At 62.2% G+C, this 21,917-nt stretch carries 19 protein-coding genes; 9 read left to right on the forward strand and 10 right to left on the reverse strand.

Going from position 1 to position 21,917, the window contains the following annotated elements; translation table 11 throughout:
* Positions 1-290: 290 nt before the first annotated feature.
* On the forward strand, positions 291-1,586 hold the full coding sequence (locus DKK67_RS21960) for a methyl-accepting chemotaxis protein (RefSeq protein ID WP_162628869.1): 1,296 nt from the start codon (positions 291-293) through the stop codon (positions 1,584-1,586).
* A gap of 71 nt (positions 1,587-1,657) precedes the next feature.
* On the opposite strand, the gene DKK67_RS17890 is transcribed toward DKK67_RS21960, so the two are convergent.
* The 3 genes from DKK67_RS17890 to DKK67_RS17900 all read right to left on the reverse strand — a co-directional run bounded on the left by DKK67_RS17890 (position 1,658) and on the right by DKK67_RS17900 (position 6,207).
* Positions 1,658-2,215: a peroxiredoxin gene (locus tag DKK67_RS17890; RefSeq protein WP_111497869.1), complete on the reverse strand. Its 558-nt coding sequence runs from the start codon at positions 2,213-2,215 to the stop codon at positions 1,658-1,660.
* A 108-nt stretch (positions 2,216-2,323) separates the two neighbouring features.
* On the reverse strand, positions 2,324-4,666 hold the full coding sequence (locus tag DKK67_RS17895; RefSeq protein WP_111497870.1) for a glucose/quinate/shikimate family membrane-bound PQQ-dependent dehydrogenase: 2,343 nt from the start codon (positions 4,664-4,666) through the stop codon (positions 2,324-2,326).
* 392 nt (positions 4,667-5,058) lie between these two features.
* The gene (locus DKK67_RS17900; protein WP_111497946.1) at positions 5,059-6,207 is read right to left on the reverse strand and encodes a GGDEF domain-containing protein; all 1,149 of its coding nucleotides are present in this window, start codon (positions 6,205-6,207) and stop codon (positions 5,059-5,061) included.
* Between the two features lie 511 nt (positions 6,208-6,718).
* On the opposite strand from DKK67_RS17900, the gene DKK67_RS17905 reads away from it, so the two are divergent.
* The 3 genes from DKK67_RS17905 to DKK67_RS17915 all read left to right on the forward strand — a co-directional run bounded on the left by DKK67_RS17905 (position 6,719) and on the right by DKK67_RS17915 (position 9,765).
* Positions 6,719-8,398: a carbon starvation CstA family protein gene (locus DKK67_RS17905; protein WP_111497871.1), complete on the forward strand. Its 1,680-nt coding sequence runs from the start codon at positions 6,719-6,721 to the stop codon at positions 8,396-8,398.
* A gap of 70 nt (positions 8,399-8,468) precedes the next feature.
* Positions 8,469-8,747 (forward strand): cory-CC-star protein, encoded by a 279-nt coding sequence (locus DKK67_RS17910; RefSeq protein ID WP_111497872.1) that lies wholly within the window; start codon positions 8,469-8,471, stop codon positions 8,745-8,747.
* Between the two features lie 7 nt (positions 8,748-8,754).
* Positions 8,755-9,765, forward strand: a complete 1,011-nt coding sequence (locus DKK67_RS17915; RefSeq protein WP_111497873.1) for an ArsA family ATPase — start codon at positions 8,755-8,757, stop codon at positions 9,763-9,765.
* A gap of 8 nt (positions 9,766-9,773) precedes the next feature.
* On the opposite strand, the gene DKK67_RS17920 is transcribed toward DKK67_RS17915, so the two are convergent.
* The 4 genes from DKK67_RS17920 to DKK67_RS17935 all read right to left on the reverse strand — a co-directional run bounded on the left by DKK67_RS17920 (position 9,774) and on the right by DKK67_RS17935 (position 13,205).
* On the reverse strand, positions 9,774-10,982 hold the full coding sequence (locus tag DKK67_RS17920) for a BamA/TamA family outer membrane protein (protein WP_111497874.1): 1,209 nt from the start codon (positions 10,980-10,982) through the stop codon (positions 9,774-9,776).
* A 99-nt stretch (positions 10,983-11,081) separates the two neighbouring features.
* Positions 11,082-11,441 (reverse strand): DUF488 domain-containing protein, encoded by a 360-nt coding sequence (locus DKK67_RS17925; protein ID WP_111497875.1) that lies wholly within the window; start codon positions 11,439-11,441, stop codon positions 11,082-11,084.
* 12 nt (positions 11,442-11,453) lie between these two features.
* Positions 11,454-12,518, reverse strand: a complete 1,065-nt coding sequence (locus DKK67_RS17930; protein WP_111497876.1) for a Gfo/Idh/MocA family oxidoreductase — start codon at positions 12,516-12,518, stop codon at positions 11,454-11,456.
* Between the two features lie 48 nt (positions 12,519-12,566).
* Positions 12,567-13,205 carry an SDR family oxidoreductase gene (locus tag DKK67_RS17935; protein WP_111497877.1) on the reverse strand — a complete coding sequence of 213 codons (639 nt, stop codon included), beginning with the start codon at positions 13,203-13,205 and terminating at the stop codon, positions 12,567-12,569.
* Between the two features lie 146 nt (positions 13,206-13,351).
* On the opposite strand from DKK67_RS17935, the gene DKK67_RS17940 reads away from it, so the two are divergent.
* Entirely contained in the window at positions 13,352-14,698 is a 1,347-nt protein-coding gene (locus tag DKK67_RS17940; protein ID WP_228160699.1) for a methyl-accepting chemotaxis protein, read from the forward strand.
* A gap of 105 nt (positions 14,699-14,803) precedes the next feature.
* Here DKK67_RS17940 and ahpF read toward each other — a convergent pair whose 3' ends face one another.
* Both ahpF and ahpC read right to left on the reverse strand, forming a co-directional pair.
* The gene (gene ahpF / locus DKK67_RS17945) at positions 14,804-16,390 is read right to left on the reverse strand and encodes an alkyl hydroperoxide reductase subunit F (protein WP_111497879.1); all 1,587 of its coding nucleotides are present in this window, start codon (positions 16,388-16,390) and stop codon (positions 14,804-14,806) included.
* A gap of 358 nt (positions 16,391-16,748) precedes the next feature.
* Positions 16,749-17,312 carry an alkyl hydroperoxide reductase subunit C gene (ahpC, locus tag DKK67_RS17950; protein WP_111497880.1) on the reverse strand — a complete coding sequence of 188 codons (564 nt, stop codon included), beginning with the start codon at positions 17,310-17,312 and terminating at the stop codon, positions 16,749-16,751.
* A gap of 288 nt (positions 17,313-17,600) precedes the next feature.
* Between ahpC and DKK67_RS17955 the strand changes: the two genes are divergently transcribed.
* From DKK67_RS17955 to DKK67_RS21755, 3 genes are all read left to right on the forward strand, one after another.
* Complete coding sequence (locus DKK67_RS17955) at positions 17,601-18,491, forward strand: carbohydrate kinase family protein (RefSeq protein WP_111497881.1); 891 nt, start codon at positions 17,601-17,603, stop codon at positions 18,489-18,491.
* 162 nt (positions 18,492-18,653) lie between these two features.
* Positions 18,654-19,415, forward strand: a complete 762-nt coding sequence (locus tag DKK67_RS17960; RefSeq protein ID WP_111497882.1) for a substrate-binding periplasmic protein — start codon at positions 18,654-18,656, stop codon at positions 19,413-19,415.
* A 244-nt stretch (positions 19,416-19,659) separates the two neighbouring features.
* Positions 19,660-19,815 carry a DUF1127 domain-containing protein gene (locus DKK67_RS21755; RefSeq protein WP_165856840.1) on the forward strand — a complete coding sequence of 52 codons (156 nt, stop codon included), beginning with the start codon at positions 19,660-19,662 and terminating at the stop codon, positions 19,813-19,815.
* A 272-nt stretch (positions 19,816-20,087) separates the two neighbouring features.
* On the opposite strand, the gene DKK67_RS17965 is transcribed toward DKK67_RS21755, so the two are convergent.
* Positions 20,088-21,065 (reverse strand): sulfotransferase domain-containing protein, encoded by a 978-nt coding sequence (locus DKK67_RS17965; RefSeq protein WP_111497883.1) that lies wholly within the window; start codon positions 21,063-21,065, stop codon positions 20,088-20,090.
* A gap of 553 nt (positions 21,066-21,618) precedes the next feature.
* Between DKK67_RS17965 and DKK67_RS17970 the strand changes: the two genes are divergently transcribed.
* A complete protein-coding gene (locus DKK67_RS17970) occupies positions 21,619-21,861 on the forward strand; it encodes a hypothetical protein (RefSeq protein WP_111497884.1) in 243 nt (80 codons plus the stop codon).
* Positions 21,862-21,917 lie beyond the last annotated feature (56 nt).

The raw sequence follows: 21,917 nt of genomic DNA on the forward strand, positions 1-21,917 counted from the left end.
CTGGCTGGACGCCCCCTTTTTTTGGGTTTATCGCTCTTTAACGGCCCGAAACGCCCGACTCCCCATCCAGAAAGCGACACTTCCCCTCGTCTCCTCGACGCTCGCCAAATAACCCGATTGCATAAGAAAGACTCCTTTTCGACGATTATCCCGCCGTTTACTTACCGTTTTACGAGTTACCTATGTCATCGTGTAAAAAATTGTACAAATGTTCATTTTCATCTGTCGCTTGAGCGGCGCCACCGCTAGAGTCTCTCCAGGGATCGACACAATAAACGGAGGGGGCCCCGATGTTCGGGATCAAGTTGCTCGAGAAACATAACGACATGGAAGAGCGCCTCGGCTGGCAGGACAGCTACATTGAGGCCATAAAAAGCTGTAACGCCGTCATCGAATTCACCACCGACGGCATCATCGTAGACGCCAACGAGCGTTTCCTGGACGTGGTTGGCTACAGCCGGGAGGAAGTCCTGGGCCGGCACCACTCGATGTTCTGCGATGGTGATTACGTCAAGAGCCAGGAATACCGGAGCTTCTGGGACGAACTGCGCCGGGGCGTCCCGCAGAATGGCGAATTCTCGCGCCTGGGCAAGAACGGTCAGCGGATCTGGCTGCAGGCCAACTATTTCCCGGTCACCCAGCACGGGCAGACCGTCCGCGTGGTGAAATTTGCGTCGGACATCAGCGAATCGACCAACAAGCGACGCGCGGATGCCGCCGTGTTCGAAGCCCTCAACCGTTCCATGGCGGTGATCGAGTTCACCCCGGACGGACACATCCTGACCGCCAACGACAACTTCCTGGCCACGACCGGCTACGCCCTCGACGACATCCGGGGCCAGCATCACCGGATGTTCTGCGACGACCAGTTCTACCGGGACAATCCGGATTTCTGGGCCCGGCTGGCCGCCGGCAACTTCCGTTCGGGGCAGTTCCAGCGCAAGAACCGGGCCGGCCAGGATCTGTGGCTGGAAGCCACCTACAACCCGGTGTTCGATGCTGACGGCCGGGTCATCAAGGTGATCAAGTTCGCCAGCGACATTACCGAAAAAGTGCAGCAGACCGAATCCCTGCAGTCGATCACCGAGGCCGTCAATGTGGCGGCGGAACAAACCATCAGCCGCGCCGACAATGGCTCGGAGACCCTGCAGTCGGCGGTGGACGCCACGCATCGGATCTCGTCGGCGGTAGGGGAGTCGTCACAACTGGCGGATCAACTGCTGGCCCAGTCACGCAAGATCACCGACATCGTCAGCAGCATCAGCGGCATTTCGGAGCAGACCAACCTCCTGGCGCTGAACGCAGCCATCGAAGCCGCCCGGGCCGGCGAGTACGGGCGCGGTTTTGCCGTGGTGGCCGATGAGGTGCGGCAACTGGCCGCACGGGCCCAGCAGGCGACGGTGGAAATTACGGCGCTGGTGGACACCAACCGCGACCTGACGGAGAAGATGAACCAGCAGATGGCGGCGGCCAATGACCACGCCGGCGCCGGTGCCGAACGGGTGCAGGAGGCCTCGCACGCTTTCGATGAGGTGCGCGAGGGCGCCCGCTCACTGGCCCGGATCATCAACCACAGCCAGCACTGAGCCGGCCCGCCCATATCCCGCCGCCCTATCGGGGCTTCAGGGACGGGGCTGGCCGTATGGCGGCAGGCCTGTTAGCGGTTGCCTTCCAGCCACGCGGCCACCTCCGCAGCGTGCTCGCCGGGCGGGAAGACCGGGTAGAACACCTTGGTAATCACACCCTTCTCCACAACCAGCGTCAGCCGCTGGATATAGGTCTGCCCCTTGAACTCGAACGTGGGCAGTTCCAGCGCCGTGGCAAACGCCAGATCGCTGTCGTTGAGCAGATCAAAGGTCAGGCCCAGCCGCTCGTGCGCCTCGTGCTGCTCGGCCAGCGGCTGCGCGCTCAGCCCGAACACGCGGACACCCAGTGCACGCCATTCCAGATTATGGTTGCGGAATCCGCAAGCCTCCGGCGTGCAGCCCTTGGCTCCGGGAATGCCAGCCCACTCGGGCCCTGGTGGCTGGTCCGGATGACCAATGCGAGGGTAGACGTAGACCACCGAGGTGCCTTTCAGAGTCGACAGGTCGACCTTCTCTCCCGCGGTACTGGCCAACGGCATCGCCGGCACGCGCCGTCTACGCAGGTGATCGCAGGCACCGTCATCAATGGGCACCGGCAGTTCTTCCCCGGCCTTGTCTGCTTCCGCCATAAACCGTCTACCTCCACCTGTATAACCTGTCATTCCTCACATAAAAGAAAACCCGGCCAGGGCCGGGTTTTCCATATGCCTGGGCGTTGCCACCCAGTGTAGGCGAATTTACCGCTTCAGTTTATACGCCACCACGTAATCGCCAATCGTGGTGCCGATCGAGCCGTGACCACCGGCCACCTGGACGACCATCTGCTCGCCCTGGCTGTTCAGGTAAGTCATCGGCGTGGCCTGGCCACCCGCCGGCAGACGGGATTCCCAGATCTGCTCGCCGGTCTTCAGGTTGTAGCCGCGGATGTAATCGTCCACGGACGCAGCCATGAACACCACGCCACTGTCGGTGATCACCGGACCACCGATACCCGGCACGCCCATCTTGAGCGGCAGCGGCAGCGCGGTCATGTCCTCAACGGTACCGTTCTTGTGCTTCCAGGTGATCTCACCGGTCTGCAGATCCGCGCCCGCGACATAGCCCCAGGGCGGCTGCTGGCAGGGAACACCCAGCGGTGACAGGAACGGCTTCATTTCAACGGCGTAGGGAGCGCCGGCGTTCTCGTTCAGGCCCTGCTCGCCCTGGTTAGTTTCACCCAGCTCGGCCCCGTCTTTGGGAACCAGCTTGGAGGTGAAGGCCAGGTACAGCGGCATGCCGAACATGACCTGACGCTTGGGATCGACCGCAATGCTGCCCCAGTTGAAGACACCGAAGTTGCCCGGGAACACGATGGTGCCCTGCTCGGACGGCGGCGTGTACTGGCCTTCGTAGTTGAGGGAGTTGAAGTCGATGCGACACAGCATCTGGTCGATCGGTGTCGCGCCCCACATATCCGACTCGGTCAGCGTGGGCGGACGGAACGTCAGGCCGGAGATCGGCTGGGTCGGCGACGCCTGATCACCCTCGATGGTGCCCTGGGGCGCCTCTTTCTCGGTGATCGGGAAGATCGGCTCGCCGGTCTCGCGGTTCAGCACATACACGTCGCCCTGCTTGGTCGGCACCGCCAGCGCCGGCTCGGTGCCGCCGTCTTCGGTCTTGCGATCAAACAGCACGGGCTGCGCCGGGGTATCCATGTCCCACAGATCGTGGTGCACGAACTGCTGGACCCACTGCACCTGGCCGGTTTCCAGACTCAGGGCGACGACGGACGTGGCGTACTTCTCTTCTTCCGGAGAGCGGTACATGCCCAGCTGGTCCGGCGTGCGGTTGCCCATCGGCAGGTAGATCATGCCCAGCTCTTCATCGGCACTGGCCACGGACCACATGTTCGGGGAGCTGGTGGTGTAGACCTCATCCTCACCCAGGGGCGCGGTGTCTTCCGGGTTGCCGGAATCCCAGTTCCACTGGAGTTCGCCGGTTTTCACGTCGTAGGCGCGAATCACGCCGGACGGTGACTTGACCGCGTAGTTGTCGTTGACGGAGCCGCCCACCACAACAACGCCGTTGGCCACTACGGGGGGCGACGTGGAGTAGTAGAAGCCGGACTGCTTGTACGGCATGTTGTGCATCAGGTCCAGCGAGCCATCGTCGGCAAAGTTGCTGCAACGGGCGCCGGTGGCCGGATCGATGGCCAGCAGGCGGGCATCGGAGGTGGGCAGGAACAGCTGCGCGTCACACTGGACGCTGGCCAGTTCTTCCGCCGGGCCCTGGGCCGGTTGCACGTCGATGGCATCCGGGTCGCCACTGGCCGGAGGCAGGTAGGATACACCACGGCAGGTCTGGTGCTGGCGCATGCTTTCGGCCGGCACCTTGGCGTCGTAGACCCACTGCTCCTCGCCGGTATCGGCGTCCAGCGCGATCAGCCAGTTGTGAGGGGTGCACACGTACAGGGTGTTGCCGACTTTCAGCGGCGTGACTTCGTAGGTGGTCTCGCCCACATCCTGGGGGCCCTTCTTGTCACCGGTCTGGTACTGCCAGGCGACTTCAAGCTGGTCGATGTTGTCCGGCGTGATCTGCTTGAGCGGTGAGAAGCGCTGGCCCATGTTGCTGCGGCCATAGGCGTGCCAGCTGCCTTCGGGGACGTTTCCGGTGTTGGCGTCGTCCACCACCACATCGGTGTTCAACTCACCGTCGATGCGATGCGGGTTAGAGGCCAGGCTGCCGACAGTCACCAGCCCTACGATGACCCAAACCGGCACCAGGACCATGGCACCGCTGGGTGCGCCTTTGCGGGCCGGGAACAACAGCGGGATAGCCAGCACCAGGAACAGCCCCAGACGGGTCGCCAGCGGCCACCAGTCGTATCCGGACTCAGACAGCGCCCAGATGGCGGTGCCCGCGAGAAACAGCGCGTAGAGCATCTGGGCCGTGCGCCGGCGCCCTTTCGCTGTCACCCCGACAACGATCAGGGCGAGGCCGGCAATGGCGTAATACCAGCTTCCTCCCAGCGCGATAAGCCAGATACCGCCTCCCAGCAGTACCAGCCCCAGCAGCAGGAATATCAATGAAAGAATCAGCATTCGTAGCGTCCCTATTCACAATAAGATTCACTTTTAGCGTAGGTCCATGACTCCAGAATGAAAGTCGGGCCCGGTACAAAATCAGGGGCCGTCATCAGGGTTGGAGTCCGGTTGCCAAAAGACATAAGGGATTTGACCAGGCCGCGATGGTGCATCGACGACTCGGTCGGCACGGACCGCATGGGCGGACGTGCGCGAGAGGTTGTTGCAAAGCGACGGTGCTTGATCGTGACGCTTTGCAGCACCCTCCTGGGTGTCGGTACGGGTCCTTCAGGAAGCCGCGCACCTTTCATAGCAAGCTAAACAATTATCCCGTAACGGAGGGATTTACGCCATTACGGCGACTACGGATTGCAGGGTAGTTTACACGATTCAGCAACGTAACGGGGCGATCAGGCCGGGAGCGACCGGCAGGGATTGAAATGCACCTGATTGCGCCCCTGATCCTTGGCCACGTAGAGGGCGGAGTCCGCCTGCATGAGCAACTCATTGAACGTGCGATGGTTGCCGCAGCGATGCACACCACCGAAGCTGGCTGACAGCTGGATCGGGTTGCCGGCGATCTCCGCGCCGCGCTCGAACACCTTCTCGCGCAGGCGTTCGGAGATCAGGCGGGCCTGGTCTTCGGTGGTGTCCGGCAGTGCCACCGCAAACTCCTCGCCGCCAATACGGCCGATGATGTCCGTCTCACGCAGCTCTTCCCGCAGCAACCGGGCAATGAAACAGAGCACCTCATCTCCGACCGGATGCCCCCAACGATCGTTAATCGTCTTGAAGTGATCCAGATCAACCATCAGCACCGTCAACGGACGTTGGCGGCGCACCGCGTCCGCAAACATCGCCTGCCCCCGCTTATGGAAGGACCGGCGATTGCAAAGGCCGGTCAGGTCATCGCTTTCGGCCAGGCTGCGCAGGTGCTGTTCGGAGCGCACGAAAGCCAGCAACGGAAACGTCAGTGCCGTGGCATTGGCCAACAGGATGTGGCTGATCAGGATCGAGTCCAGAACCGGGTCGGCATCGACTGAGGCACCCAGCTGCCAGGCGCGGGTCAAGGTCACGACCTGCAACAGCATCATCCCACAATGGATCAGGAAAAAGAGCTGGAGAGCCCGGACCGGCAGCGCGTTGCCCGGCCGAATCCGTCGGGTGAGATAAAAGGCGCAGACAAATATGGCCGCGGTGTAAGCCGCCGTGAACAGCCGCGGTGCATAGGGGCTTTCCCGGAATACAGCGATCAGCAGCAGACATGCCGCCACGCCGTAGAACAGACCGCGCACGGTTCGTGTGTGGGTGCGCCCGTCAACAAAACGCACCAGGCCACAGAGTACGAAAAGCGGAGCCAGAACCAGCAGGCCGTACGCCATCACCACGGTCAGCCAGGGCGCCTCGACAAAGGCCCGGGCACCGGCGGCCACGCAGCCGGCGGCGAACAACAGACAGGACAACCCCCAGTACCAGAAACAGAGCTGCTCACGGCGCAACCGGTAAATCGCCCACATGAAACTGCCGATCAGCACGTTAATGCCAACGGTCAGTATCATCAGCGTTGCCAAGTCCAGTTTGACCACGGCCAGCTCTGCATCCGTTAGTGGGGATTGCAAAATCAGTTCAGTGGAGCGCGGTGAAAGATCACCGGCCAGCTTCCGCAACCACCCCGTTAGCTATGGGGAAACCTTCCAATGTAGCCTAACACTACGCGCCGACAACGGTTTTGGGTTTTGTGGTGACTGGGTAAGGAAATGTTTCAGCGCAGGGCCAACTGACCCGCAGCGGTAATAGCCCGCTCGACTTGATCAATGTCATCCGCCTGGTGACCCTTCCAGGGGCGCGATTTCCGTTTCCATTTCAAATCCTTAAGCGTAAGTAAAAGCCCTGATACGTAGTACCACCTACCCCTGCCCCTATTGAAATCCATTGCCACGCATCGGAGTATGGCCAGCCTCTCAAAAGGACCGTCCGGCGTTCCCGTCGGCATCCGCCAACACCCGAGCTGACCGACCGCTCTTCGCCAGCGATTGTCGGATAACACCTTCAACAATTCAGGAACCTACGATGAGTGCCATCTTGCTGCTGGTCCTGGGTCTGGGGGGAATGGCCTTTGGCTATTTCGTCTATTCCCGGTTTATCGCCAAAGTCATCTACAAGGTCGACGAGAAATTCCGCACCCCGTCGGAAGAATATGAGGATGGTGTGGACTTCGTTCCCACCAACAAGTTCGTCCTCTGGGGCCACCACTTCACCTCCGTCGCGGGGGCGGCTCCCATCGTCGGACCGGCCATCGCCGTCATCTGGGGCTGGCTGCCGGCCTTCCTGTGGGTCACCATCGGCACCATCTTCTTTGCGGGCATCCATGATTTCGGGGCCATCTGGGCCAGTGTCCGCAACAAGGCCAAATCCATCGGCACTCTGACCGGCGAAGTGGTCGGCACTCGCGCGCGCTCGATCTTCACCATCGTAATCTTCCTGGTGCTGCTGATGGTCAACGCCGTGTTCGGCGTGGTCATCGCCAAGCTGCTGATCAACAATCCCGGTTCGGTCGTGCCCGTCTGGGGCGCGATCGCCGTGGCGCTGGTCATCGGCCAGTTAATCTACCGCGCCAAGCTGAGCCTGCCACTGGTGTCCCTGCTGGGTGTGGGCGCACTCTACTTCCTGATCTACATCGGCCCGTCCGTCCCGGTGTCTCTGCCGGAAACCATCGGCCCGGTTTCCGACAACGCCGCCTGGATCCTGATCCTGTTCGGCTACGCCGCCATCGCCTCCCTGCTGCCGGTGTGGGTGCTGTTGCAGCCGCGTGACTACATCAACGGCCTGCAGCTGTTCGTCGGCCTGATCGCGCTCTACGCGGCAGTGCTGATCGGCAACCCGACCGTGGTGGCGCCGATGATCAACTTCGGGGTGCCGGAGGGCACGCCGTCGATGATTCCGCTGCTGTTCGTCACCATCGCCTGTGGCGCCATCTCCGGCTTCCACGGCCTGGTCGCCTCCGGCACCACTTCCAAGCAGCTGCGTCGTGAAACCGATGCCCGCTTCGTCGGCTACTTCGGCGCCACCGGTGAAGGCGCGCTGGCCCTGGCAGCGATTATCGCCGCCACCGCCGGCTTTGCGTCACTGTCCGACTGGCAGGCGGTCTACAGCTCCTTCGGCCAGGGCGGCGTGCTGGCGTTCGTCAACGGCGGCGCCGCCATCCTCAGCCAGGGCACCGGCCTGGACGCGGAAGTCGCCGGCACCATGCTGACGGTGATGGCGGCCCTGTTCGCCGGTACCACCATGGACACCGGCCTGCGCCTGCAGCGCTACATCTTCCAGGAATGGGGCGAGATCTACAGCGTCAAATGGATGGCCAAGCCGGCTCCGGCGACTCTGCTGTCGGTCGGCACCTGCCTGCTGCTGGCCTTTGGCGCCGGCGGTGCGGACGGTTCCGGCGGCCTGCTGATCTGGCCGCTGTTCGGCACCACCAACCAGCTGCTGGCCGGCCTGACCCTGCTGGTCGTCACGGTGATGCTGGTGCGTCGCGGTTCACCGACCCGCTACACCCTGATCCCGCTGGTGTTCCTGCTGGCCATGACGCTGTTTGCCCTGCTGCTCCAGCTCAAGGGCTTCTACGAGACCGGTGACTGGTTCCTGCTGGGCCTGGACCTGGTGGTGCTGGTGGCCGCCATACTGGTTACACTGGAATGCGTGTCGTCCCTGCGTCGCGTGAAACAGGAGCAGGCGCAGACCGACGCCGCCTGACTCTGACCGTCCCCGCCCGTCACGGTGCGGGGACGGATTCTCCCGCCCCTTCCAACCCCTGGAGGGTTCCATGAAAGAGACCCTGTCCCGTCTGAAATACTGGTACCGGCGCGCCAGCGCCGCCGGCGCCGAGTACTACAACGCTCCCTACCGGGCCGCCATCGCCCGCGCCCAGCGTGACGAAGACGACCTGTTCATGCTGCTGGTGTTTGGCGAGATGATGGGCCTGCCCAACCCGGCGAGCTGGTACACCCTGGAGCTGCAGCCCCTGCTGCTGGAACGGTTCCACGACTGGCACACCCGCATGGGCATGGAACGTTCGCCCCTCGATGGCGTGCGCTGCTGCTGAGGTTTCGATGCTGAATATTCCCGAATTGATTGAAAACCGGCGCCTGCTGATGGTGGGCGGTAAAGGCGGCGTGGGTAAAACCACGGTGTCTGCCGCCCTCGCCGTGGCGGCCGCCGACGCCGGCAAGCGGGTCCTGCTGATTTCCACGGACCCAGCCCACAGCCTGGCCGATGCCTTCGATCGCCCCATCGGCGACCGTCCGGTCATGCTGCAGCCCAATCTGAGCGCACTGGAGATCGACCCGGACAGCGAGGTTGACACCTATCTGGAGCGGGTCTTCGCCCAGATGCGCCGCTACGTCGGACCGGACCAGGTCAACGAGCTGCAACGCCAGCTGCGCCTGAGCAGTCAGTCCCCCGGCGCCCAGGAAGCGGCCCTGCTGGAGCGGATTGCCCGGCTGATCGAAGACAGCCAGAAAGACTACGACCTGCTGATCTTCGACACCGCGCCGACCGGCCACACCCTGCGCCTGCTGAGCCTGCCGGAAGTGATGGCGGCCTGGACCGATGGCCTGCTCAAGCACAACAAGCGCTCCGAAAAACTGGGCAAGGCCCTGGCGCACCTGACGCCGGGACGCAGCGTCGGCAATCCGCTGAAAGACCCCAGCGAGAACGCCACCGAAGGCATGGACAACCGCAGCCGCGAGCTGACCGAGACCCTGCTGGCCCGCCAACGGTTGTTCCAGCGCACCCGGCGCGTACTGCACGACGCGGAACAGACGGCGTTCCTGTTCGTGCTGACGCCGGAGCGCCTGCCTATCCTGGAAACCGAGCGCGCCGTGCGGTCGCTGACCGAGGCCTCCGTCCCCGTAGCCGGCCTGGTGGTCAACCGGCTGCTACCAGACCTCGCCGACAACGGCTTCTGGGCCACCCGCCGTGCACGCCAGCAGCGTCACCTGGAGGAAATCGACCAGCGGCTGGCCGGCCTGGCGCAGCATCGCGTTCCGCTGTTCGAGGACGATATCCAGGGCGCCGACAACCTGCGCCAGCTCGCCGACACGCTGCAACGGCAGGACTAGTGCCCCCTCTACCAGGAGGCACCGGCCTGAATGTAGACGGCGGTGTCCTCCGGCCCACGGGCCACGTCCAGCCCCATGCGTAAGCCGTAGCGGCGGGCGATCAGGTAGCGAAAGCCGCCCCCCACGCTGTTGCCGGACTCGGCGTCGTCGTGCAGATCACCGAAGCTGCTGGCGGCCCGGCCGCCGCCGGTAAAGCCGTTGACGCTCCAGCGCGGCGTCATCTTCCACGTCAGTTCCAACTCCCCCACCAGCACGGCCCGGCCCTGATAGCGATTCTTGGCGATGCCGCGCAGGTCGATGAACGGCTCAACGTAGGTCGGCAGACGCTCCGAGTCGGACGCCTGAATGCCGTCGTACTGCACCCGGAATCCCAGGTTGAAACGGTCGGATAACTGCCAGTAATTGAGCCCTTCCAACTGATAGCTGGCGTAGTCCGCATCGCTGCCGATGGCATCGTCGAACACGAGGTAGTTTGCCGAGTACTGGACACCGCTTTCCGGGTACAGCGGGTTGTCGCGACTGTCGTATTCCAGCAACAGACCCAGGCCGGACGTGGTCTGCCGGTCACCCAGGGTCTGATCCAGGAAGTCGTTCACCCGTTCCTCCAGCGCCGGATTCGGCAATGTAATCTCACTCTCGAGGTTCGTTTTCACTACCCGGTAAAGCTGGCGCGCGCCCACCAGCCAGTGGCTGTCCCCGACCCGGAACTTTAGATCCTGGAGCACCACAGGGCCTTTCAGGTTGAGTTTGACCGGCCGCTCCAGGTTGCGCTGCGCCAGCGAGTAGAAATCGAGATTCAGGTCGCCGTAGAGCAGGAACCCGCGGTAGCGGATGCTGTCCTGCTTCCAGAATCCCAGATGCCCCAGTCCAAGGCCGCGCGTGCCGTTTTCGGTAGCGCCAAGCCCGACAATCGAGATGTTCTCCGGCAGCAGCGGGCGCGTGCTGGCGTCCTGCTTCTTCTGGGCCTCGGATTCGTGGAAGAAGACACCGGCGACGGCGAGCCCCGTTCCCACCGCCGGCTCGGTGATGATGGTTGGCACGGGCAGGAAGCCCGAACGGAGGGTGGACAGGTAGCGGCTGACGTCAAACATGCCGTCCTCCTCATCCACCATGTAGGTTTCAAAAAACGAGGCGTGGGCAAACAGGGGAAACAGCAGGACAAGGCCGGTGCCGATGAACCGGACTCGTCCCCTGGACCGGCATCGTCCGTCGGTCATGATCAGCGCGCTCCGTGCAGCAAATGGGCAATACGGGCCCGTACAGACCCTGGGTGCATCGTCTAAGCCTAGCTCAAACCCGCCCAGGCAGGGCCGAAATCACTCGGGCGCACCCAGCATGCGCAGGTACTGACGCAGAACCACGGCGTTGTTGCGCTCGTCATGAGACGCGCTGTAGATCAGTGTGATGGTTTGCTGGCGGGATCGTTCAGCCAGCGGGCGGAGGGTCTCGCGGTGCGCTGTCAGTTCCGACAGATAAGCACGCCGGAAGGCCACCCAGTCGAGATCGGCCTGGTGGAAGGCTTTGCGCAGATCGTCGCTGGGCGCGACCGATTTGAGCCAGTCATCCAGTTGCAGCCGGTCCTTGCTCACACCGCGCGGCCAGAGCCGATCCACCAGGATGCGTACCCCGTCTTCCAGGGCCGGGGCATCGTAGGCGCGCTTCAGGTGAATCGGCATATGGCCATCTCGCTACTCGGGAAGGTGGACCACTTTCCGTTCGGCGGAAGATCGCTGGGCGGCGGCGATGATTTCCAGGCCGTCCGCGGCATCGGCGGCGTTGACCGGCGGACGCGTGCCATTCTGGACCGCAACGGCAACCGCCTCATAATAGCGGCGATAGGCACCGGGATCGTTGTGGACCGGCCGTTCCTCGGAGCCGGCGGTCAAATAGCCCTGCCCGTCTTCCACCACTTCGCGCCAATCCGGCTGGTTGGGCCGGGCGCCGGCCTTGAGCGCATTTTCCTGTCCGTCCATGCCGAAGCTGGTATACGCCGCGCGGCTGCCCAGGACCCGGAAGCGCGGTCCGGACTGGGCCGCAACGCTGCTCATCCACAGGTGCGAGCGCACACCGTTGCGGTGAGTCAGCGCCACGAAGGTGTCGTCATCCACCTCGGCGTCCGGATAGCGGTGTTCCAGCTCCGCGTACACCGAGGCCACCGGCCCGAACAGCACCAGTGCCTGGTCGATCAGGTGCGCACCCAGATCGTAAAGCACGCCACCGGCCTCGCCCGGTGCGCCCGACTGGCGCCAGCCCCCCTTGGGCTCCGGCCGCCAACGCTCGAAGCGGGATTCGAAGCGACGGATGTCACCCAGTTCGCCCTCTTCACGCAGGCGCTCGATGGTCATGAAGTCGCCGTCCCAGCGGCGGTTCTGGAACACGCTGAGGAACTGGCCGCGCTTTTCAGCTTCGGCAATCACTTCCCGGGCGTCTTCAGCGGAGGCCGCCAGCGGCTTGTCCACCACCACCCCCAGGCCAGCCTGCAAGGCCGCCATGGCAAGATGCTTGTGGGTCCGGTTCGGAGAGGCGACCACCACCAGATCAAACTGATCGGCGTTTTGCCAGAGCTGGGCCGGGGTGGCATGGACGGTAACACCTGGGTAGGCCCGGCGGGCCTCCTCTGCCCGTTCCTCGCTGGAGGTAACCACGGCGTGCAGGGCCATACCCCGGGCCGCGTCGATCAGAGGCGCGTGGAATACGGAACCCGCCATGCCATAGCCGATCAGGGCAACCCGGACGTCAGGTGATTCGGACATTAATCGCTTTCCTTGTTGGTCAGTATTCTGGTAACGGTTCAGCCGGGATCAGAGACCGGCGACGGCCTCTGCCACGGGTATCTCGCCGGACAGCACATCGAACGTCCGGTTCTCGGTGTTGGCCGCGTCGAGGGTCGCGAGCAGAACGGCGGCAACGTCCTCGCGCGGGATCTTCCCGGTACGGTCGAGCTTGTCACCAACCTCAATACGTCCAGTAGCCGGATCTTCAGTCAGCGGGCCCGGCCGCACGACGGTGTAATCCATACCGCTGGCGCGAAGGTGGTCATCCGCCTTCTGTTTGGCGAGCAGGTAGTGGCGGATCTTTTCCGGCCCCTTGTCGGGCTCGTCCGCCCGCATCGCGCTGACCATGACAAAACGGCGGATACCGGCGGCGGCCGCGGCGTCCACGATTCGCATGGCACCGTTCTGGTCCACGTCAACGGTCTTGTCCGGACCGGTGTGAGGGCCGGACCCGGCGGTGAAGACGACCGCGTCGCAACTGCGCAGCGCCTCGCCGCAATCCCCTTCCAGGTCAGCCACAACCGCTTCGGTGGCGCCGAGCTTTTCCATCAGGGGAATCTGGTCCGCATCCCGCACCATGGCCCGGGCCTCGTGCGGGCTTTCCGCCATCAACTCTAACAGGTGGCGCCCGATTTTGCCGTTGGCACCGACGATCAATACGCGCATGGCCGCTCTCCTTACCGGTCCTGAGTGAGTCCTATAGAACTGCGCCCGCATGCCCCCGGATTCAACCCCTGGCGATAGTTACACGGTTTTACACAGTTTTTAGATTGTCAGTGAGCGCTCGCCCCACTCCACACGTATGATCAGCTTTGACTCAATTGATCATTTTCCCACCACCGGTATTCAGCCCCATGATCTTCAACCGCCACAAGCAGTCCGTTGAACGACTTACCGCCGAGAAACAGAATCTGGCCGCCACCCTCGACGCCATCGACGACGCCGTTGCGGTTATCGAATTCACGCCTGAAGGCATTATCCAGCGGGCCAACGATCATTTCCTGGGTACTGTCGGCTACAGCCGGGCGGAAGTCGAGGGCCAGCATCACCGCCTCTTCTGCGATAGCGAGTATCACCAGAGCGAGGCATACAAGCGATTCTGGCGTGAACTGCAGAACGGGCAGAGTCACAGCGGTCATTTCCCTCGTCTGACAAAAGACGGCCGGAAAATCTGGCTGGAGGCCACCTACTTCCCGGTCAGGGACCAGGCCGGGCGGGTTCACAAAATTCTCAAGATGGCGGCGGACGTATCCGAGCAGCACGACACGGTCCAGGACCAGCAGGCGGTCTTCAACGCCATCGACCGGTCCATGGCCGTTATCGAATTCCAACCGGACGGAACCATCCTGAACGCCAACCGGAATTTCCTGGATACGGTGGGCTACAGTCTTGCCCAACTGCAGGGCCAGCATCACCGCATGCTCTGCCCCGACAGCTTCCTTGAGGCCCACCCGGATTTCTGGGGCGAGCTGGCGCAGGGCGAGTTCAAATCAGGGAAATTCGAGCGTATCGACGCTCATGGCCGCACCATCTGGCTGGAAGCGTCCTACAACCCGATTCTCGACGACCAGGGCCAGGTGGCCAAAGTGATCAAGTTTGCCAGCGACATCACCGAGCGCATTCGTTTCAGCGAGCGCACGATTGAAGCCGCTGACCTGGCCTATCGGATTGCGCGGGAGACGTCGGACACATCCAATGAGGCAAAAGCCTCCCTGCAACGCTCGCTGACGACGTCGGAGCAGATCCGGGCGCGGTCCGAGGACGCCCAACAGGTCATCCGCCAGCTCACCGAACAGTCCCGCAGCATCGAACGCATTCTGGGGACCATTGCCGAGATCGCCGACCAGACCAACCTGCTGGCGCTGAACGCGGCCATCGAAGCGGCGCGCGCCGGCGACCAGGGGCGGGGCTTTGCCGTCGTGGCCGACGAGGTGCGACAGCTGGCCCGGCGTTCCAGCGAGGCGACATCGGAGATTGAGGCGGTGATCCAGAAGAACCTGGGCCTGACCGGCGACGTGCTTGCACGGGTCGAAGAGGTCTCGTCCGTCGCCCAGGAGGGTCAGCGACAGGTCCAGTCCGTCGACGAACTGATGAGTACCATCCAGTCAGCCTCCCGGCAGGTGGTGGAGGCTGTGGGCGCGATTCAGGCGGATACCTGATTTCAAAACGAAGGACCGAACGATAAAAAACCCCGCCGCCCAACGGACGACGGGGTTTTCTTTATTGGAAACCGGGCGGTCAGGCCACCCGGCGCGCGGGGCCGTTTAGGCCGCCGCACCCTCTTCATCAGGAACAGAGTTGCGGATGAGGAAGTCGAAGGCGCTCAGTGCCGCCTTGGAGCCTTCGCCCATGGAAATCACAATCTGCTTGTACGGCACGGTGGTGGCATCGCCCGCCGCGAAGACCCCCGGGATGGACGTCTCGCCGCGGTCATTGACGATGATCTCGCCGTGCTGGCTCAGCTCGATGTCGCCCTTGAGCCACTCGGTGTTCGGCACCAGACCGATCTGGACGAACACGCCTTCCAGCGACACGTGGTGGCTCTCGCCGGACTCTCGGTCGGTGTAGCTGAGCCCACTGACCTTTCCGTTCTCACCGGTGATCTCGGTGGTTTGGGCGGACAGCAGGATCTCGACGTTGGGCAGGCTGCGCAGTTTCTTCTGCAGTACATCGTCCGCGCGCATCTCGGCGCCAAACTCGATCAGGGTCACGTGACCGACGATGCCCGCCAGGTCGATGGCCGCTTCCACGCCGGAGTTACCGCCGCCGATGACGGCCACGCGCTTGCCTTTGAACAACGGTCCGTCGCAGTGCGGGCAGTAGGCCACGCCCTTGTTACGGTACTCGTCTTCGCCTGGCACGCCCAGCTGGCGCCAGCGGGCACCGGTGGACAGCACCAGAGTGCGGGACTTCAACGACGCGCCATTAGCCAGGCGCACTTCGTGCATTCCGCCTTTGCTGGCGGCCGGAATCAGCTTCTCGGCGCGCTGGAGGTTCATGATGTCCACGTCGTATTCCTTGACGTGTTGCTCCATCGCCGCCACCAGTTTGGGGCCTTCGGTGTAAGGCACGGAGATCAGGTTCTCGATGCCCATGGTGTCCCCCACCTGACCGCCGAAACGCTCGGCCGCGACACCGGTGGAAATGCCTTTACGCGCGGCGTAGATCGCAGCGGAAGCGCCTGCCGGACCGCCACCGATGACCAGCACTTCGAACGGGTCTTTCTGGTTCAGCTTCTCGGCTTCGCGGGCGTCGGAATTGGTATCCAGCTTGGCGGCGATTTCTTCCAGGTTCATCCGGCCCTGGCCGAACGACTCGCCGTTGAGGTAGACACTCGGCACCGCCATGACTTCGCGCTGCTCGACTTCATCCTGGAACAGGGCGCCGTCGATGGACGTGTGCTTGATCTTCGGGTTCAGCACGCTCATCAGGTTCAGCGCCTGGACCACGTCCGGGCAGTTCTGGCAGGACAGGGAAAAGTAGGTCTCGAACACGTAGTCGCCGTCGAGTGACTGCACCTGCTCGATCACTTCCTGGGAGGCCTTGGACGGGTGACCGCCCACCTGCAGCAGCGCCAGCACCAGTGACGTGAACTCGTGCCCCATGGGGATGCCGGCGAAACGAACGCCGATGTCGCTGCCCACACGGTTAATGGCGAACGACGGGCGACGCACGTCGGCGGCGCCGTCTTCACGCAGAGAGATCTTGTCGGACAGCGCCTCGATTTCTTCCAGAAGCTCCTTCAGCTCTTTGGACTTGGCGCTGTCATCCAGAGAAGGAACCAGCTCGATCGGCTCGCGCAGGTTCTCCATGTAGGCTTTCAGTTGATCCTTCAGATTGGCATCCAACATAGGCTGTTCCCCTTAAGTGTGTCGATTCGGGACTGGCGATTCCCTGAACAACAAAATGTATTGAATTCGAGAATTCGATAGGCGCTAACGATAAGATCGCCAGGGATAACGCTCAAATTAATTGAGCTTAAACATCCGATAGCAAGTTGCTATATGACGATCGTTCGCTTTTCCTGCCGGGAACCTCTGAGAAAACCTGTCGCTGAACGGCCACGGAATGGACCGCAAACCGACCAATTTCGGGGCGGAGCACCCCAATATGGGGCGTTTCCGGCGTCAGACTTTGTCAAAGGCACCCGTTATACAAAGAAGGCCCGCAGTGCGGGCCTTCCTTTAGAGCTTCACCGGAAGGCGAAACTTAGATCTTGCCAACCAGGTCCAGGGAAGGAGCCAGCGTTTCTTCGCCTTCCTTCCACTTGGCCGGGCAGACTTCGCCCGGGTTGTTGCGAACGTACTGAGCGGCTTTAACCTTGCGCAGCAGGTCGTCAGCGTCACGGCCGATGCCTTCGGCAGTGATTTCAACGGCCTGGATAACGCCGTCCGGATCGATCAGGAAGGTAGCGCGGTCGGCCAGGCCCTGGCCTTCACGCATCACACCGAAGTTGTTGGTGATGGTGCCGGTCTGGTCGCCAACCATGTAGTAGCTGATCTTGCCGATGGTTTCGGAGCTGTCGTGCCACGCCTTGTGAGTGAAGTGAGTGTCGGTGGACACGGAGAAGACTTCCACGCCCAGCTTCTGCAGCTCGTCGTACTTGTCGGCCACGTCGCCCAGCTCAGTCGGGCAAACGAAAGTGAAGTCAGCCGGGTAGAAGAAGAAGACCGCCCACTTGCCTTTCACGTCGGCTTCGGAAATCTCAACGAACTCGCCCTGTTTGAAGGCGGTGGCGTTAAACGGCTTGATCTCGCTGTTAACAATGCCCATTTGGAATATCTCCTCAAAAGTTGATTCGGATGCGTAAGGTAACGGGAAGCCCGAGACCCTTTAAATTGATAATTCTTAAATGACCCATAGGGGTGATCTATAGAGTGGGTATAAAAACCTGCTTTTCAATCGCTTATACGTATTTACCCTGACACCCTGCTATCGCAGGCATGGCACGATTTAAGCATGAAAAAGCTCCCCCTTCCGCAGGGCGTAGCCCTCCGGATGAGTTTCTTGTAACGCAACGGCATTACACTGGTGTTTCCAGTCACTTCTGGGACTATTGCCATGCAAGAAGCAATCCTGATCATCGGCGGCGCTTCCCTCGACACCATCGTCCAGCTCGACGACCTCCCGCAGCCGGTTCCGCAAACCATCTGGCCCCGCCGGAGCTATCGAGCCCTGGGCAGTACCGGGGCGGGCAAGGCACTTAACCTTGTCGGACTGGAGCAACGGGTGACGCTTCACACGCTGCTGGGACGGGATGAGGCCGGCCGCACGATTCAAGATGCCCTGGAAGCGACGGGCCTGACGCTGCTGGTGGAGGAAACCGACGCGCCCACCGAGCAGCACGTCAACCTCATGGACCCACACGGCCGCCGGATATCGCTGTTCGTACAGCCGCCGGCAGCCCCGGACCGGGTCGACTGGGCAGCGGTCCGCGCCGCGATGACCCGCTGCCCGCTGGTGGTGGTGAACATCCTCGATTACGCCCGACCGGCGCTGGAGCTGGCCCGGAACAGCGGCACGCCCATCTGGACGGACCTGCACGACTACGACGGCCGCAACCCTCACCACCGGACCTTTATCGACGCCGCCGATGTAATCTTCCTGTCCAGCGACAACCTGCCCGACTACAGGGCGTTCATGCGGGCGCAGATGGATCAGGGCAAGTCGATGGTCGTGTGCACCCATGGCAGCCAGGGCGCAACGCTGCTGGATCGTGACGGTCGATGGCTTGAGCAGCCGGCGTTCGCGGTTCCACAGGTCGTCGATACCAACGGTGCCGGCGACGCCTTTTTCAGCGGCTTCCTTTATGGACACCTGCGCGGCGACTCCCCGGCCCGCTGCCTGCAGCTCGCGGCCGCGTGCGGCGCCCTGGCGGTGCAATCCACCGGCCTGGCCCGCGAGACTCTGTCACCGGCGACGCTGGATGCGGTCATTGCCGGCTATCGATGACGAGCGCCCCTACCAGCAGGCATACGTCCAATTGCGTATGCCGCCTGACAAGATCTGACATTGTCCACCCACCATGGCCGCTATACTGTATGCCGATTCAACGTCCCGACTTGTCATTCACTCAGCCGCCATTCATACACTCCCTCGAATCCGACAATACCCATGCGCCTTCTGCTGACGATCTGTCTGATCCTGACGTCACTGACCGCCCAGGCGGACAGGCAACGCGTGGTGGTGGGCGTCAATCACGCGCCGCCCTATCGGATCATCGAAGATGGGCACATCGGCGGCTTCTATATCGACGTGTTCAACGAGATCGGACGTCAGTTGGACTGGGAAATTGTCTATCGGGAAGCGCCCTTCCGCCGGCTGCTGAAACTGATGGAGGACGGCCAGGTGGACGTGATGCTCGGGCCGGTCCGGACGCCCGAGCGGGAAACCTACATGGCCTACGTGGCTCAGGCTTTTCCGGCGGAGCAGCGGCTGTTCTTCTATCAGCAACCGGAAAACCGCATCACCGAATACGGTGACCTCGCCGGCAAGACGATCGGCATGCTGCGCGGCAGCGCCCACTTTCCCCGGTTCGACCGTGATGACACCCTGGACAAGGCCCCCGCCACGCGCTATCGAAACCTGATGCAGATGCTGGCCATGGACCATGTGGACGTGGTCATCGCGCCGGAGCTGATGGGCCTGCAACTCATCGACCGGGAAGGACTGGATGTCCACGTCTCGCCCTACACGGTACCCGGCAAACCCGCCTGGATCGCCGTATCCCGGCGCTCTCCAATGCTCCAGCAACAGCAAGCCCTGCGCACCACCCTCGACCGCTTCCGTCAGACCCCGCGCTATCACAATCTGCTGCTGCGCTATCGCTCCGGTATCACTGGCGAACCAGCCACGCTGCAGGTGCATACCGACTAGGCTGATTCGCTGCGCTACGGTAATTCCCTATCCCTCTTTTGCCCCCCCGGAAGGGTGGATTCGGGTTTCTACGAATGGCGAATTATCGTCCAAAAACTGGATAATAGAAAACTTCGACCTCCCGCTTTACCTCCGTAAGTCATTAAATTCATTGACGAATACGGGTTTCCTTGTATTCCCCGAAAACAGTTCGGGACCTATCATATTGTCATCATCAATTAACCCCTCTACTGGAGATGACGTTATGAAATCCGTATTCAGCGTATTCAACAAATGGAAGAAGAAGCGCGACTTCGCTTACATGGTCGGCCGTATGGACGAGCGCCTGCTGCTGGACGTGGGCTACTCCCGCGCCGAAGCCGAAGAGCGCCTGAGCACACCGTTCTGGAAGTTCCACTAAGCACCACCGGAACGCGGCCTCACGGCCGACACCGTCCCCACGTCGGTAGATCGCAGCTCGCCGCATAAGCGACTGGATTCCGGGGACACTTCAAGCCCACGCTCATGATTCATCACCGGGCTTGTACCCATACCGACACCGCGTTAGAAGAAGACGGGGCGAGCCAGGCGACCATCGCCCAGCCCGCCCCGGAATAACCTTTCCTCCCGCCGACGGCGGCACGCCCTGTCCCCTGCATCACCTGACACGAGTTCCGGAAACTGAAACCCGCTTCAGGCCGGCGATTGCAGGCTCGCAAGCACGCGCTTGTCCGGCATGCCATCCTCGTCATAGAGCGACGCCAGCCCGAACTGTTCGAGAATGGACAGCCCCTCGTCAATCAGCCGCGGCTCGATATCGTCCTTCCACGACGTCACCGGTGAGGACCCGGACGCCAGGCTGGTTTCATTACGCACCACCCGGCTGGGTCGGTTGATCAGCGCCTGGTCGAGTTCGATGCGGTAGTCCGGCTGCCCCTGCAGGAAACCGAATAGCCGGGACACTTCCCGGTTGGGCTCGGCGTAGATGCTCTCATAGAAACTGACGTAGATATCCTGCGGTGCGAACTGGCGCAGGGGCACCGTGTTGATGATCGACCAGATGAGGATGTGGTTGAGCAACAGGTCGCTCCGCGCACTGGTGCGGCGAATCAGGTCTTCGTAGGGTGCCAGGAAATCCTCGTACAGCGCCGGCTGCTTGAGCAAATCCATAGGTTCGGACGCCCAGTACCAGTCCTTCTTACGTGCCTTGGACTGGGCCACGGCAAAGGGATTACGGATCAGCAGCACCGGTTTGACCCAGTCCAGCTCCCGGCACACCGCATGGCACATCAGATTGGCGAAGATGTCCTTAACCAGCAGGCCACGGTAGAAGAACGCTTTGTTGGCGACATCCACCCGCTGGTCGCACAGCCGGCCGCTGAGGATGGTCCGGGCCAGATTCCGGAGTTCGTCGTTCATCTCCCCGCCGCGCACGTACAGGTGCGGCGTAAAGGTGCCGGCCCCCTGCGCCAGCTGCGGATGGAACGGCTCGAACATCTCCCGGTAGCCACGGTCGTGGTTGATCAGGTCGGACACCCAGGTGGTGCCGCTACGCCCATCGCCGATCAGCCAGACCGCATCGCGGTAATTTCCCAGCGCATGGTTGGCGCGCAGGACCAGACGCTTGCCAAGGGTCCGGGCCCTCGAAGTGATGCCGGTAGCTCTATCCATCGTTCACGCGTTCCCTCACAGTGAATGGTGTATCGCCGAGTTTTCTGCTCTTGTTGTTATCGAGAGTGGGTATCAGGCATTGATATCAAGTGTTGCGATCAAATCATAGCGGGCACCCATCGCGATCAAAGACCTGTCTATCCTGGCGCCACACCGACCTGATTTATACCAGATCCATGCCAGTTTTTTGTTTCAGCGGCGAGTCACCTTCTATGTGATGTGCCGGAGCGCAGCGATGCCCCGCCCCTCTCCAGCAAATAATCTGGCAAACACCCGATCGAAGACGTATGATCGCCATCCAAATTCACGCACGTACCGTGCAGCGGCGCCCCGGGCGCCCACAGAAAAGGAGCTCACCATGAAACAACGGACACAGGTATCCCGTTACTGATATCGCCTTCCTCCTTTTGTGGCTGGAAGGCATAAGGTCTTCCGGCGCGGTGCGTGCAAGCACGACGAAACCCTGGTGGACCCTGTTCACCAGGGTTTTTTTATGGTCGCTCCGGCGACCCGCCGGCTACTCCGGCAACATCCACAGCAAGGAGAAAAAAACATGGCCAAAGGCCCCAAACCCATGCGCAACTGGGCGGCCACGAACCCGCTGATGCGCAAGGGCGGCCCGCACCGGGTCGCCAAACTCAAACAGCGTCCACGCCAGGATACACGCCAGGCGCTGGACGCCTTCGAAGACTGGCTGGATGAGGAAACGACCACCTCGTCACAGCACCACAACGAAGGGCCTCAGGGCCCTTCTTTTATTCGTGCGCCCTTTCTTGTGCGCGCCACCGCCATCTGACCTGCCGCAAACCAACGCCCCTATCCTACCCGGCCATCCGTATCCCAGCCCCGTTG

It is taken from the genome of Marinobacter bohaiensis, from assembly GCF_003258515.1.
Taxonomy (GTDB): Bacteria; Pseudomonadota; Gammaproteobacteria; order Pseudomonadales; family Oleiphilaceae; genus Marinobacter_A; species Marinobacter_A bohaiensis.

Bases quoted from the DNA above. Each gene is read 5' to 3' on its own strand.
- DKK67_RS17970 (WP_111497884.1), top strand. From the start codon at position 21,619: ATGGCCAAAGGCCCCAAACCCATGCGCAACTGGGCGGCCACGAACCCG.
- DKK67_RS17910 (WP_111497872.1), top strand. From the start codon at position 8,469: ATGAAAGAGACCCTGTCCCGTCTGAAATACTGGTACCGGCGCGCCAGC.
- DKK67_RS17900 (WP_111497946.1), bottom strand. From the start codon at position 6,207: ATGATACTGACCGTTGGCATTAACGTGCTGATCGGCAGTTTCATGTGG.
- DKK67_RS17930 (WP_111497876.1), bottom strand. From the start codon at position 12,518: ATGTCCGAATCACCTGACGTCCGGGTTGCCCTGATCGGCTATGGCATG.
- DKK67_RS21755 (WP_165856840.1), top strand. From the start codon at position 19,660: ATGAAATCCGTATTCAGCGTATTCAACAAATGGAAGAAGAAGCGCGAC.
- DKK67_RS17920 (WP_111497874.1), bottom strand. From the start codon at position 10,982: ATGACCGACGGACGATGCCGGTCCAGGGGACGAGTCCGGTTCATCGGC.
- ahpF (WP_111497879.1), bottom strand. From the start codon at position 16,390: ATGTTGGATGCCAATCTGAAGGATCAACTGAAAGCCTACATGGAGAAC.
- DKK67_RS17895 (WP_111497870.1), bottom strand. From the start codon at position 4,666: ATGCTGATTCTTTCATTGATATTCCTGCTGCTGGGGCTGGTACTGCTG.
- ahpC (WP_111497880.1), bottom strand. From the start codon at position 17,312: ATGGGCATTGTTAACAGCGAGATCAAGCCGTTTAACGCCACCGCCTTC.
- DKK67_RS17960 (WP_111497882.1), top strand. From the start codon at position 18,654: ATGCGCCTTCTGCTGACGATCTGTCTGATCCTGACGTCACTGACCGCC.
- DKK67_RS17955 (WP_111497881.1), top strand. From the start codon at position 17,601: ATGCAAGAAGCAATCCTGATCATCGGCGGCGCTTCCCTCGACACCATC.
- DKK67_RS17915 (WP_111497873.1), top strand. From the start codon at position 8,755: ATGCTGAATATTCCCGAATTGATTGAAAACCGGCGCCTGCTGATGGTG.
- DKK67_RS17965 (WP_111497883.1), bottom strand. From the start codon at position 21,065: ATGGATAGAGCTACCGGCATCACTTCGAGGGCCCGGACCCTTGGCAAG.
- DKK67_RS21960 (WP_162628869.1), top strand. From the start codon at position 291: ATGTTCGGGATCAAGTTGCTCGAGAAACATAACGACATGGAAGAGCGC.
- DKK67_RS17935 (WP_111497877.1), bottom strand. From the start codon at position 13,205: ATGCGCGTATTGATCGTCGGTGCCAACGGCAAAATCGGGCGCCACCTG.
- DKK67_RS17905 (WP_111497871.1), top strand. From the start codon at position 6,719: ATGAGTGCCATCTTGCTGCTGGTCCTGGGTCTGGGGGGAATGGCCTTT.
- DKK67_RS17925 (WP_111497875.1), bottom strand. From the start codon at position 11,441: ATGCCGATTCACCTGAAGCGCGCCTACGATGCCCCGGCCCTGGAAGAC.
- DKK67_RS17890 (WP_111497869.1), bottom strand. From the start codon at position 2,215: ATGGCGGAAGCAGACAAGGCCGGGGAAGAACTGCCGGTGCCCATTGAT.